The sequence below is a fragment of the Kamptonema sp. PCC 6506 genome (assembly GCF_000180455.1).
GTDB lineage: Bacteria > Cyanobacteriota > Cyanobacteriia > Cyanobacteriales > Microcoleaceae > Kamptonema > Kamptonema formosum.
In genome coordinates this window covers 1-13,835 of record NZ_CACA01000350.1, presented here as the reverse complement: position 1 = coordinate 13,835, position 13,835 = coordinate 1, and the positions used below count along the sequence as shown (strand labels likewise).

General features: G+C 42.6%; 10 protein-coding genes. 3 read left to right on the top strand and 7 right to left on the bottom strand.

Annotated elements, in window-relative coordinates; all coding sequences use genetic code 11:
- The first annotated feature begins 177 nt into the window (after positions 1–177).
- The gene (locus tag OSCI_RS24635; RefSeq protein ID WP_007357917.1) at positions 178–5,397 is read left to right on the top strand and encodes a response regulator; all 5,220 of its coding nucleotides are present in this window, start codon (positions 178–180) and stop codon (positions 5,395–5,397) included.
- A 142-nt stretch (positions 5,398–5,539) separates the two neighbouring features.
- Here the strand turns inward: OSCI_RS24635 and OSCI_RS24630 are convergent, their stop codons facing one another.
- Positions 5,540–6,157, bottom strand: a complete 618-nt coding sequence (locus OSCI_RS24630; RefSeq protein WP_019487425.1) for an ATP-binding protein — start codon at positions 6,155–6,157, stop codon at positions 5,540–5,542.
- Here OSCI_RS24630 and OSCI_RS30395 point away from each other — a divergent pair.
- Complete coding sequence (locus OSCI_RS30395) at positions 6,144–6,284, top strand: hypothetical protein (RefSeq protein ID WP_155523401.1); 141 nt, start codon at positions 6,144–6,146, stop codon at positions 6,282–6,284. The genes OSCI_RS24630 and OSCI_RS30395 overlap by 14 nt on opposite strands.
- A 410-nt stretch (positions 6,285–6,694) precedes the next feature.
- Here OSCI_RS30395 and OSCI_RS24625 read toward each other — a convergent pair whose 3' ends face one another.
- Positions 6,695–6,952 carry a hypothetical protein gene (locus tag OSCI_RS24625; protein ID WP_007357915.1) on the bottom strand — a complete coding sequence of 86 codons (258 nt, stop codon included), beginning with the start codon at positions 6,950–6,952 and terminating at the stop codon, positions 6,695–6,697.
- Between the two features lie 724 nt (positions 6,953–7,676).
- Between OSCI_RS24625 and OSCI_RS28835 the strand changes: the two genes are divergently transcribed.
- Complete coding sequence (locus OSCI_RS28835; protein ID WP_267879552.1) at positions 7,677–7,958, top strand: group II intron maturase-specific domain-containing protein; 282 nt, start codon at positions 7,677–7,679, stop codon at positions 7,956–7,958.
- Positions 7,959–8,064: 106 nt separating this feature from the next.
- On the opposite strand, the gene OSCI_RS24620 is transcribed toward OSCI_RS28835, so the two are convergent.
- From OSCI_RS24620 to OSCI_RS24600, 5 genes are all read right to left on the bottom strand, one after another.
- The gene (locus OSCI_RS24620; protein WP_007357914.1) at positions 8,065–8,718 is read right to left on the bottom strand and encodes a hypothetical protein; all 654 of its coding nucleotides are present in this window, start codon (positions 8,716–8,718) and stop codon (positions 8,065–8,067) included.
- A 21-nt stretch (positions 8,719–8,739) separates the two neighbouring features.
- Positions 8,740–10,098 carry a tRNA (N6-isopentenyl adenosine(37)-C2)-methylthiotransferase MiaB gene (gene miaB, locus OSCI_RS24615; RefSeq protein WP_007357913.1) on the bottom strand — a complete coding sequence of 453 codons (1,359 nt, stop codon included), beginning with the start codon at positions 10,096–10,098 and terminating at the stop codon, positions 8,740–8,742.
- 48 nt (positions 10,099–10,146) lie between these two features.
- Entirely contained in the window at positions 10,147–11,346 is a 1,200-nt protein-coding gene (locus tag OSCI_RS24610) for a DNA cytosine methyltransferase (protein ID WP_007357912.1), read from the bottom strand.
- Position 11,347: 1 nt separating this feature from the next.
- On the bottom strand, positions 11,348–12,811 hold the full coding sequence (locus OSCI_RS24605) for a PAS domain-containing sensor histidine kinase (protein WP_007357911.1): 1,464 nt from the start codon (positions 12,809–12,811) through the stop codon (positions 11,348–11,350).
- Between the two features lie 289 nt (positions 12,812–13,100).
- A complete protein-coding gene (locus OSCI_RS24600) occupies positions 13,101–13,529 on the bottom strand; it encodes a hypothetical protein (protein WP_007357910.1) in 429 nt (142 codons plus the stop codon).
- Positions 13,530–13,835: the final 306 nt, after the last annotated feature.

Sequence of the window (13,835 nt, the reverse complement as noted above, 5' to 3'; positions counted from 1 at the left end):
TGTTTAATTAGGTGGATTTACTTACTATTAGTGTTGGGTGAGTCCTGAATATGTTAAAGTTTGAACTATCGTAAAAAAATCAATAAATGATTCCAGAGTTGATTTAGCTATTATTTAACAAGCCAAAATTTAAAAATATCAAATTTTGAGATTGAGTCCAAAAGCCCAAATTAAACAATGAGCGACTATCAAACTGCGACGGCTGCAAATATTTTAGTAGTTGACGACAACGTGGATATTTTGTACTTGTTCGACAGCTTTTTGAGCGAGCGAGGTTATATCGTCAGGTCAATATCTGACAGCCGCTTGGCTGTGGCAGCGGCACGGGCTCAACGACCCGATCTAATCATACTGGATATGGTTATGCCGCCACCGGAAGGTCGAGAAATCTGTACTCAACTCAAAGCAGACGATCGCACTCGCGATATCCCAGTTATCTTTATCACCGCTAAAAGTGAAATGTTAGATCAGTTGGAAGCTTTTGCTGCTGGCGGTGCTGACTACATCACGAAACCTTTTCAGGCAGAAGAGGTGTTGGTGCGGGTGGAGAATCAACTGAAAATTTCAAGGCTGCAAAAGCAATTGACACAGCAAAATGCGTTACTTTCTCAGGAGATTCGCGATCGCCAACTCGCAGAATCTGCTCTTTCTAAACAACTTCACCGCAGTAACCTACTCAGAGAAATAACCGAGCAAATTCGCTCCCACATCGATCCAGAGCAAATCTTCAAGACTGCCGCTGCCGTTGTGGGCAAGGCTTTTAATAGCGATCGGACGCAAATTCTCTTCTACACAGAGTTGCCAACTCCCAAATTGCTGACTGCTGCGGAATATTGGACTCCCAGCTACCCTGCGATCGAATTTGTGGAGATTCCCCTTGCTGGCAATCCCCACGCCGAACAGGTATTGTCCCAAGAGCGGGCGATCGCCACCAACGACGTTACTTGCGAACCGCTGTTGCAGACAGTTCAAGCGCTGTGCGAACATTTTAACCTCAAGTCAATGCTGAGCGTCCGCACCTCTTACAAAGGCAAACCCAACGGTATTATCGGATTGCATCAATGCGATCGCTTTCGGGAATGGCAGCCAGAGGAGATTGAACTCTTAGAAGCGATCGCGGCTCAACTGGGAATCGCGATCGCTCATGCAGAATTGCTAAAACAAGAAAAACAAGCCCGCATCGAACAAAACCGCCAAAACATCCAGTTGCAACAAGAAATCCGCGATCGGCGATCGGCAGAAATCGCCCTCACGGAAAGCGAAAGCAAATATCGCGCCCTCGTCGAAGCCGCCGCCGATGCTATTTTTCTAGTAAATCCCAAAACTAACTTAATTTTCGACTGCAATCAGCGGGCAGTAGAAATGTTTGAAGCCCAAAGTAAAGAGCAATTACTTAATATTCAAGGGCATACACTTCACCGCCAAACTTATCAGCCAGAAGCCCTTACTTCTGACTTAGAAGCCATCGATATCAACGGTTTTTGCACTCTCGAACTGGAATATGTAACCAAACAAGGCAATGTTTTCTGGGGAAACTTGGTAGCCAAGCAAATTGATGTCATGGGTCAGAAAATATATCTAGTTCGGATTGCTGATATCAGCGAGCGCAAACACAGAGAAGAAGCTCTAAAATTAATTGTTGAGGGTACAGCTTCTAGCACGGGTACCGAATTTTTGCGGCGTTGCGTCCGCTATCTAGCCGAAGTTTTACAAGTCCGTTACTCTTTAATTACTGAGATTATCAGCCCTGCTAAAACCAGAGTGCAGACATTAGCATTTTGGAATGGCTGTGAATGGATTGAAAACATGGACTACGATCTGGCAGATACACCCTGCGAAAATGTGTTTCAAGGGCAAGGATGCTACTATGAAAATAGCGTGCAACAACTCTTTCCCAACGACCGAGATTTAGTTGAGTTCAATGTCGAAAGTTATTGGGGAATTCCGCTAATTAACACCGAAGGAAATGCCATCGGTCATTTAGCTGTTTTAGACATCAAGCCAATGGCTAAAGATGCAGGGATTGAGTCAATTTTGAAAATATTTGCCGCTCGTGCGGCTGCGGAACTAGAGCGAAAACAAGCAGAAGCACAAGCAGCCAAACTATTAGAACAATTGCAACAAGCTCAATCTCTTGCTCACCTTGGCAATTGGGAATTCGATATTAGCACTCAAAGAATTACTTGGTCAGATCAAATCAGGGAAATTTTCGGCCTAGCTCCACAAGATCCCACCCCAACTCTAAAGGAACACATACAACAAATTCATCTTGAAGATCGAGTACACTGGCTAGCTACAGTAGAAAGCGCGATTACTCTGGGAGAGTCCTACGAAATGGACTTTCGCATTATTAGGCTGGACAAAGAGATCCGCTACATTAATGCCAGAGGCGAAGTGTTGCAAAGTGATTCTGGTCAAGTCCTGCGGCTGTTCGGTACACTAATGGACATCACCGATCGCAAACTTCTCGAACAAGAATTAGCCTTGCGGGAGGCTCGACTCAACGCCTTTTTTACTTGCGCTCCTGTGGGAATGGCGATTGTAAATAGTCAGTGGCAATTCCTGCAAATCAACGAAGTCCTCGCAGAGATTAATGGAGTTTCTATACAAGATCACATCGGCAAAACTATCTCCGAAATTGTGCCATTACTTGCACCTATTTTAACACCGATCTATGAGCAGGTATATGCTACCGGCAAAGCGATTATCAATCTAGAAATATCGGGTGAAGTACCCAGTCAGCCAGGTGTTGTTCGCGACTGGGTGATTTCTTACTTTCCAATTTTTGAGCAGGAATCTCGACTTTCTGGGGTGGGAGCAGTCGTAGTGGAAATTACAGAGAATAAGCGAGTCGAATCAGAATTGCGATCGGCAAAAGAACGCTTGCAACATTTACTTGCTGCTAGTCCTGCGGTGATATATAGCATCAAACCTTCCCCAGATGGCAAACTTGCATTCTTGAGCGAAAATGTCACGGCGGTTGCGGGATGGAACGCGCGAGAATTTCTAGAGGATAGCAATTTTTGGGCAAGTCACCTTCACCCAGAAGATGCCAAGGGTGTCTTTGCCAGATTTTCTCTGCTGTTGTCGAAGGGGGAAGACTCTTATGAATATCGTTTTCTCCATAAAGACGGGACTTACCGCTGGGTTTACGATCGCATTCGCCTGGTGAAAGATGAAGCCGGCAATCCCATTGAGTGCGTTGGTTATTGGGTCGATATTAGCGATCGCAAACAGGCAGAGTTAGCATTACAGGAGAGTGCTCAGCGGGAGAAAGCGATCGCTAAAATCATTCAAAAAATACGGCAGACATTAGATTTTGACACTATATTCAACGCCGTAGCCGTTGAGCTGCGGCAACTAATTAAATGCGATCGCACCGCCATCTTCCGCTTCAACCCTGACTGGAGCGGAAATTTTGTCGCCGAGTCTGTGGCTCCCGGCTGGATTTCTCTACTTCGGGAACAAAACGGCGAACCCCATCTCAAAGATGGTTATTTCGATCGCGAAAATTGGCCGTTCAAAATCTTGCTTAGCAATTCTGAAAACATAGCCGATCCTTATTTGCAAGAAAACAATGGCGGAGCGAATTTTTACAAAGTTAATTTCCTAGTAATAGAAGATATTTATACCGCAGAGTTTACACCTTGTCATGTCAACCTTTTAGAGCAATTTCAAGCCAGAGCATACATAATTGTTCCCATTTTTTGCGGTCAAAATCTTTGGGGATTACTGGCAAGCTATCAAAATTCAGGCCCCCGAATTTGGAGCGAAACAGAAATTAATACTGTAATTCAAATTGGAACTCAATTAGGAGTAGTCTTGCAGCAAGCAGAACTGCTAGCGCAGACCCAAAAGCAGTCAGTGGCATTGCAACAAGCTGCCATCGCCGCCGACACCGCCAACCGCGCCAAAAGCGAATTTCTAGCAGCCATGAGCCACGAATTGAGAACTCCCTTAAATGCGATTTTGGGATTTACTCAAGTTATGAGTCGAGATCCTACACTCAACCAACAGCAACAAGAAAATTTAGGCATTATCAATCGTGCTGGCGAACACCTACTGAATTTAATCAACGACATTCTGGAAATGTCTAAAATTGAAGCCGGGCAAGCAGAGCTAAATCTGAGCAACTTTGACTTAATTGGCTTGCTTTTCAGTTTAGAAGAAATGCTCAGATTAAAAGCCGAATCTAAGGGTTTACACTTAATCTTTGACATTGCTCCCGACGTTCCCCAATACGTACAAGCAGATGAAGGTAAATTACGACAAATCTTGATCAACATCTTGGGAAATGCCGTAAAATTTACAGAAAAAGGTAGTGTTACCTTGCGAGTAAGGAACAAAGAAATTGCAACTAATGCCAGCATTTCCGATCGATTAGAGTTGACAGATCGGGTAGAAAGTATAAATTATCCTTCATCCTTGCTCCCTATTACTTCTTCCTTATGCCTTCAGTTTGAAGTTAAAGACACGGGCCCTGGCATTTCCCCAGAAGAAATCAACCAACTATTTGAAGCTTTCACCCAAACAGAAACAGGTAGGAAATCTCAACAAGGAAGTGGATTAGGTTTACCTATCAGCCAGAAATTTGTGCAACTAATGGGAGGAGATATCGCTGTTAGGAGTATTCTCAAATGGGGAACAGCATTTACATTTGATATCCCAGTTATAATGGTAGAAGCGAGAGACATTCAAACTTCTCAACCCCAGCAAAAAGTCATTGGTTTAGCGCCAAACCAGCCTAATTATCGGATTTTAGTAGTTGAAGATCGTTATGAAAATCGCCTACTATTAGTTGCTTTAATCAGAGCCATTGGTTTCGAGGTGTGCGAAGCAGAAAATGGTCGAGAAGCTATTGAGTTATGGTCGAATTGGGAGCCGCATTTGATCTGGATGGATATGAGAATGCCCGTGATGGACGGCTACGAAGCTACCAAATACATTAAAGATAAAGAGCATTTAAGAGGTCAGAAAACAGTAATTATTGGGATTACAGCCAGCGCTTTTGAAGAGGAGCGTTCTCAGGTTTTGTCCGCAGGTTGTGACGATTTTGTTCGCAAGCCTTTCCGAGATGAAGCTATCTTAGAAATGATGGCAAAACACCTGGAAGTGAGCTATCTCTATCAAGAGCATCCAGAATCGAACGATATGCTTTTGTCAGGACAACTTATTTCAGAAATTGGAGAAGTTTTGACGATGGAAGCGATGGCATTAATGCCGAAAAATTGGACAGCAGAACTACAACAAGCGGCTACGGAACTCGATGAAAAGCAGATTTTTATCTTGTTAAATCAAGTTAGAGAGGAATACCCACAGATTATTAGCGCTCTCGAACATTTAGTAAATAATTTTCGTTTTGATTTAATCGTAGATTTAATTCAGGAGAATCAGTAGAAGTAAAAAAATCCCCTCCCAAAAAAAATTATTTCTTATTCCTTCTCCTTTGAGGAGAGGGTAGGGAGAGGTGGAGAGGGGACTGGGGATTAGGTCTTTTTCCAAAATGGGATGGTTTTGGCAATTTTTAAACCTGACAATTTTAATTTTCTACCGTGCTCGGCACCAGCAGCTCGCCGATTAAACCTTCAGATTCAAAGCAACTTATTTGCTCTCTTTCCCTAATTTCTCTCACCCTAGCCTCCAAATCAAAAGGCTGTCCACAATCCCAAATTCTGATTTCTAACCGTCCCTTAAATACCCAGATTTCCAGTTTGATAGGAGTTTCCAAAGGCATACCCCGATGAGCATGACGTACCGCATTAGTAAAACCTTCTGCTAAAGCTAGCTGGCACTTCCACCAAACTAATTTAGGAATTGGTAATTTACCTAACTGATCGTACCACTGCAAAACTTCATTTAAAGCACTCAGCTCAGTCTTGACTTGGAGGCGAATTTTTTTTATAAGTAAGTCGCCACCCAGTTCGCTATTCTCTTTGTCTTTTAAGGGGTTCCAGGGGTAGAGAAACTCAATCAACCGCTCTAAAATATTCCCTTTTTCGATATTTGGGGGCGAAGAAATTATTTCTTCATAAGTTTTTGTAATCATCAAACAATTTCGACTAGCCGCAGTGCGCGTATAACTTAGCTCATCTGCTAGCTGCCACATGAGTTTTATGCCCCTTCCCCCTTCTGCGAGTTCATTTATGTTAAACGACATCTTTAAATCTCCTTATGTTATGGTGTTGGCTGGATTAAAACTCACGTTTCCATCGGAGGCTTCTTTTTTTACAAATCTTTATAAATCTCAGGGCTTGGTAGGTCGTGCCGATCGCTTGCTAAGTTAGCAAAATTTTATGAACTTAGCCTTTAATCCCTGAGTATTTCTACTGTTTCGAGGAAACGAATCGCACCCTATATTTATACACTATCATTGGCGATCGCGATCGTCGTGTTTTAGGAGCAATCGACCCGAACAAAGCAACATTTTCAGAGCACAGACTATTATACTGCTGGCATAGTCCAATGGGCTAGGGGACAATAGCACTGAGGAATCACCCCCATCAGCCCCCTAACCATAGCAGGAGGATCGAACCTAGATAGCTGCGGCGAGATCCCGGGCTATAGCTGCCTCTCAAGAAGCAAATTTACTTTAAATGAAAAATGAAAAATGAAAAACGAAGAATCAAAAATTCATCAGAATTTTTGATTCTTCATTCTAAAGTTACAGGAATTGTCAATTAGAATTGGTCAAAAACTAGGCTTTAGCAAATACATTAGTTTGAAGCCAAGACTTGATAGACTTCAGTTGTTCATCTGAGATATCAATTAAAATTAACCAATCTCTCCGCAAAGCATAAAATACTCTGTGAACTGAGTTTTTCTCTTCGTCGTCAAGGATATCTGATAGCAACGCTAAGCTCAAGAGGTTGAAGTCTATGCCTGTAACTTGGCGGGATGTTAAAATTTTGCTGATTACTTCTTGCAGCGGGAGGATGTGGCTTTTGGTGGACATGATGTATCATCTCCTTTTCTGTTGCTTTATTCATTGTCTTTCTACTTTCTCTTCAATACATTGTCTATTTGACCTAAAAAGACTAAGCTAAATTGCTTAGCAGAGGGAAGAAGGAAGAAGGAAGAGGGAAGAAGGAAGAAGGAAGAAGGAAGAGGGAAGACAGTACAAGATACCTCTAGGCGGTTAAGGATAACACTAAGACGGCGGCAGCACTGTAATGCGTAATATCAATTCCGGCTGCACCGGAATTGATATAAGCCCTGGATTTGCGATCGCAACCGCTTTCGTCGTTTAGGGCAACTCCAACTCTTACCTCTGGTTCATAATCGTGCGATTCGTTTAACCCAGCGCGACCTGAAATGGTCGTTTAGTATGCGGAGCCGCCTCCGCTAAGGGATTCACACCCCTTACCCTCACGTAAAAGACTCAAAGCAAGTCCGGTCACGACCCAGTAGGTAACGAAATAGTCGGAGTGCAGACTCGCGTTGGTAACGGAAACCGCCAGTCTAAGGCGGACAAGTGCTAGAGGGAGTTCCCTAATGGTGAACGAAAGTGAACTATCGCTTAAACTGCGTTATACGAAAAAGAGCCAAATTAGGCTGATAGGCTCTGACCAAAAGGTAAATGGATAGGATTTATAGCTTAGGTTTCTATAAATCGTGTGAACATAACCTCCATCGCAGAATAGATAGCACCTAAAAGAACGTGAGTTCGATGGCGTGCCATCGCCTCAACCAAGGTTAAGACTCATCTAGCCAAGATTGCTGAAGTAATAGACACCCACAAAACCCCCCCTCAAGCTGCTTTAATCAGTAAGCTCAATCCAATCATTAGGGGATGGTCAAACTATTACTCGACAGTCGTTAGTAAGGACACCTTCTCAAAGGTTGACGACCTGACATGGCAAAAGCTAAGAGCCTGGGCAAGAAAGAGGGGAAAAGGGAACATCAATAAGGTGGAATTATCAAGGAGCCGGATGATGCGAAAGTATCACGTCCGGTTCTGAAGGAGAGGTAGGAGTGGCAACGCTCCTATCGACTCTAACCATTAGGTCGTAAGCTTTTCCCTCTTCTCTCTTCCCTAGCCCCTAGCCCCTAGTCCCTAGCCCCTAGCTATGACTTCTGCACTGGTTTGACAGAACTGCTATTAGCCCGAACAAAACATTTACTAGGGGCACCTTGAACCGAGCTTTTTTCTACGTAAATCCAGGGTTGTTTGTTATTGTCAAGCAATACGCCAAATCCTGCCGGGCCAGAGTTAATCTCAAAATTTTGCCCCTGTTTAAAAGTGCCAATTACAGGCCAGTTAGGAATATCTAAGACCACAGAGTTACCAGGAGTTTGTATTTGTTCAATCGAAGATTTTCCCATTCGGCAAGTAACACCTTTGCCACTTGGATCGACAATTTGCCAATATTTATGAGATGTTCTTTGATAGTCTCCTTGTGCATTAGGCTTTGGTAACTCAGATTGAGGTACTTGATTAACTTGAGATGTAGGAGTTGTGGGACTAGGTTTTGGAGTTGCACTTGCCGTTGGTTTTGGAGTTACAGTTGTTTGATTCGCTTGAGATGTAGGAGTTGTAGAATTAGGTTGCGGAGTTGCACTTGCCGTTGGTTTTGGAGTTACTGCCGGTTCATTAGCTTCAGGAGTTGGTTGAGCACAACCAAAAAAGCTAATCCCTAAAACTCCCGAAATTAGCATTAAGCCAAGCAACTTTTTAACTTGACTGTACTGGTCAACATTAACTGGTTTTAATCCCTTCATTTTAGAACCTATAATTGCAAATTATGAAACTGAGCCATTATACCAGAGATCGCCAGTCAAACTGAAGGCACGAACATCAGTGATTTTTACCTGCACTAGCTGACCCCTTAACTCCTCAATATTTCCCCGTAAAAATGTCAGACGGTTGCCACGTCCTCGACCCATAACTTGAGTTGCATCTTTCTGGTTTTGGTCTTCTACTAGCACTTCTTCAATACGTCCCAGATAGCGCTGCGAACGTTCCATTGCCGTCTGAGTAACCACATGATTTAAACGTTGTAACCTATCAGCCTTTACCTCCTCGCTTAACTGGGTATCCCACAAAGCTGCTGGAGTTCCAGGCCGAGGCGAATAAGCCGCCGTATTCACCAAATCAAACCGCATATCAACTACTAGGTTCAGCGTCTTTTCAAACTGTGCTTCGCTTTCCCCAGGAAAACCAACAATCGCATCAGCGCTAATTGAAGCATCCGGCATATATTGACGAATTGTCTCAATAATCCGGCGATATTTTTCCTGAGTATAACCCCGCGCCATCGCCTTTAAAATGTCATTATCCCCCGATTGAAAGGGAATGTGAAAATGTTCGCATACCTGGGGCAATTCTGCACAAGCTTTAATTAACCTTTCCGTGAAATAACGCGGGTGGCTAGTTGCAAAACGAATCCGTTCAATCCCCGGCACATCGCTTACATAGTAAAGTAAATCAGTCAAGGTATACTGATTGCTACCATCGGGTTTTGTTCCGGGCAAATCGCGACCATAGGCATCAATATTTTGCCCCAATAAAGTTACTTCCTTGTAACCTTGACGACCTAATTCTTCCATTTCTGCCCGAATTGCTTTAGGAGTTCGCGACTGTTCAATACCCCGCACATTCGGCACTACACAATAAGTGCAGCGTTCATTACAGCCATAAATTACATTCACCCAAGCTGTCACCTTACTATCGCGGCGCGGCTTAGTGATATCTTCCATAATATGGACGGCATCTGTAGCAACTACCTGATTGCCATCAAACACTTGTTCAAGTAAATCTTGTAAGCGATTTGCGTGTTGCGGCCCCATCACTAAATCTAATTCAGGAACTCGCCGCAGTAACGCTTCGCCTTCTTGCTGGGCCACGCATCCAGCAACAATTAAAGTCAGTTCTGGTTCTACACGCTTGCGGCCGGCTTGTCTTCCCAGATAGGAATAAACTTTGTGTTCGGCACTGTCCCGAATGCTACAAGTATTGTAGAGAATTAAGCTGGCTTCATTGGGGTCTTCAGACCACTCGAAACCCATATCTTCTAGGATGCCGGCCATGCGTTCCGAGTCGGCTTTGTTCATCTGGCATCCGAAGGTGGTAATGTGATAGCGGCGGGGAGTGGCGGTCATAGTAGGCTGTCGGCAATTTAGAGAATCAAGGTTTTAAACCTTGATAGATTATATAGCAGTTGTCAATGAACTGTGAATATATTCACTGGTACTGTAAGCTTTATACTCACTTCTCTCCCAAAACTCAATCATACTTTTGGCAATTCCTTTCGCCGCCAAAAAAGGTACACCATTTCCCACAGTTTTAAACATATTACTTAGCGTCATCGAAGCCGGTAATACAAATTCTTTAGGCAAAGATTGAATAGCCAACACCTCCGCGACAGATAGCCGACGAACTTTGTAAGGATGTAAATGCACTTCATTATTCCCATAACAGGCTGTCGGTGAATAACGCCATCTATGCAGCCGCTTAAATGACTTTCTCGAATCATCTCCCTCATCAACAACAGCAAAGCGCTTAATCCCGGCTTTCGGCTTGAAACAATGTTCAGCATTGGGATGATTCATCACATCATTTTTCTGGAACCAAAACTCAACTGTTAACTCTTGAGGAATGCCATTTGCACAAGGAAGCAGCGAATTTTCTTCAAATGAATTCGTAGAGGGCCAAGAGTAAGCAAAAGCCTGGGACTTGGGATATATAATCTGACTATTCCAAGGAAAAACACCTTCAGGCAACATTCCCCCAACTTCATCAAGTTTGATGCCCCTATCCTTAATTAAATCCTTACGGAAACCTAGTAAAATAATTCTATCTCTATCTTGTGGCACTCCATATTCTATTGCATTAATTAGGCGCTCTGTCAATACATAGCCAGCTTGGTTTAGCCGATTTTTACACTCCTCAAAAAACACTCTATGCTTTTGAGTTCTCCACAAACCTTTAACATTTTCAAACAAAAAGAAATCAGGCTGTTGCTGACAAATTAACTCAACGTAAGCAGCAGAAAGCTTACCCTTCTCCCCTTCCTGACCTCGATTTTTTCCACCAACAGAAAAGTCAGGACAAGGCGGCCCAGCAATAAACCCAATAATATCATTATTTTTACGGGCATCCTGCATCAATTCTCGCAACTTTAGCGCTGCTTCTCCTGCTGTCAGTCGCGTTACATCTGCCTCCTCTCCTTCAGAGTAACCATATTCTGGCAATGGCAGATTTAGGCATTTACGAGAGTAACGGTAAGCCTGCATAAATGGCGAGAAAATTTCATTGATATAAGCTATCTTAAAACCACTCAACTCAAAACCTAAATCGAGAAAGCCTGAGCCTGCGAAAAAAGAGAAAATACAGTAAGATTTTTTCATTCTAGACGCGATCTTGCTGAGAAATAGGAATCGAAATTACAAACTGAGTTCCACAGCCAAGCTGTGAAAAACATTCTAACTTACCTTTATGTTTTTCGACGATAATATGGTAAGAAATAGACAGCCCTAAGCCAGTACCTTTTCCTACATCTTTTGTTGTAAAAAATGGGTCGAATAGCCGTTGCATAACTTCTGGTTCTACCCCACATCCATTGTCAATAATAGAAATTATGACTTGATTTTCCTCTCCCACTTTAGTCTTAATCCTAATTGTAGGAATCGGGCAAAGAGAATAAACCTCTATTTCTTCTTCCTTGTTTTTCATTACTTGGAGTTGCTTAATTCTGAATCCTTCTAAAGCATCAATTGCATTAGCAATAATATTCATAAATACCTGATTTAACTGACTTGGGTAGCACTCAACTAGCGGCAGATTACCATATTCTTTGATCGCGCGAACTTCAGCAAGTTTACCTTGTCTTTTAAGTTGATTTTGTAGAATCAGCAGCGTACTATCGATGCCTTCGTGAATATCAACTGGCTTCATTTTAGCTTCATCATGTCTTGAAAAGTTCCGCAAAGACAAAACTATCTCGCGAATCCGGTTCGCCCCCATTTTCATCGAACTTAGTAGTTTTGGCAAATCTTCTATTAAGAAATCTACATCACTTTCCTGAGCTACCATTTTAATCTCTGGGACTGGATTCGGATAATTTTCCTGGTAAAGATTCAGCAATTTTAGCAAGGAGTGAATGTACTCATTAGCATGAACAAGATTTCCATAGATAAAGCTGACAGGATTATTAATTTCATGGGCAACTCCAGCAACTAATTGCCCTAAACTCGATAATTTTTCAGCTTGAACTAGCTGGGATTGAGTAATTTTTAGCTCTTTTAGGGCAATTTCCAGTTGTTCCGCCTGTTTGCGAGATTCCTCCTCTGCTTCCTTAGCCTCTGTGATTTCATATCTGATCGATAAATATTTATAGGGTTGCCCGCTTTCATCTAAAAAGGGTATGACGGTGGTATCTACCCAGTAATATGTTCCATCTTTGGCCCGGTTTTTAATTATAGCTTTCCAAACTTTACCAGCGGTAATAGTCTGCCAAAATTCCTTGAAAAATTCTTGAGAATGATAGCCAGAATTGATAATTTTGTGAGTTTTCCCAATCAGCTCTTTGCGGCTATATTTAGATATTTCACAAAATTTATCGTTGATATAGCTGATAATGCCTTTGGCATCAGTCATGGCAACTATCGCTGAGTTATCTAGTGCAAATTTTAGTTCGGATAGTTCTTTAATTGTTTCTCGCAATTTCTCATCTACATACTTGTAATTGGCAAAGGCTTGCCCGTAAGTTTCTATAGTATGTTCTCCTAAATTTGCCTTGATTTCATCTACTCTAGCTTCCTTTACTTGAGACTCCTTAGCTTGACTTTGATTCTGAACCTGATTATTATCCATATTAGTTCTCTACAGAGTTAACAGCTACTAGATCCCCCCTGAAAAACTTTCCGACTTATGGGCAAGCATTCAGAAAATTTATTTTTTTTCTAGTCTGAAGATTTTGCAGAGCTTTTGATGCCACATAACCCACGAATGGCAGCAAATTACCCTAATTTTAAATATTGATTTCAATTATACTCTATTTTTGAGTGATTAGAGAGATGTTAACGATCTCTTAATATTATTGATATCGAGCAAATACAGCGCGAGCTTAATCTTACAACGACTTAAATTTAAGTTAAATAACTTAAAACCATTGACCGCCACGGAAACGCCAGTAGGGAAATAAAACTCGGAGTAATGTTTGCGACGCGAGATAAATTGTCACCCAGACTAAACTATAGTGCAAGCCAAAGGCGGCTAAATCAAAATCCTCCTGCTCTATGCCTGGTAAACCCAGAATTTCGATCAAAAACACCAAAAAAATAGCTTCCCAAACACCGCTCAACAATTGAAAAGCTCCCGGCCAATCTCGATCCCACCGGAACTGCTGAATGTAAATATATAAAACATCCCAAATCAATCCAAAAATCCCTATATATCCTAGTATCCAGAAAAATATCCAACCTGATTTAGAGCCAATTAATCCTAAAAAAAAAGGTATTGTTACTGCAACTCCCACAGTTGCAAATAGTAATAACCGAGTCTGCCAGCGACCGAAGAGAGTAGGAGTCATTTTGAAGAAGGGGCTAGGGGGGCTAGGGGAAAGAGAGGGGGGCGGGGGAGCGGGGGGGGGCGGGGGAGATGGGGGGAGATGGGGGGAGGGGGCGAGGGGCGGGGGAGCGGGGGAGAATTAAAGAGAATGGGGGAGATAGGGAGTCTTGAGTTGTTAGATTGCTTCCTTGCACTTGCAATGCTTCGCTGTATTATCAGTTTGGGGAAATTTATTCGTTGCACTCGCAACGCTTCGTGGTTTTGACAGATTGCTTCGTTGCATTTGCAAGGCTTCGTGGTTTTGATGCGAGAAAACTAAGCTATTTTC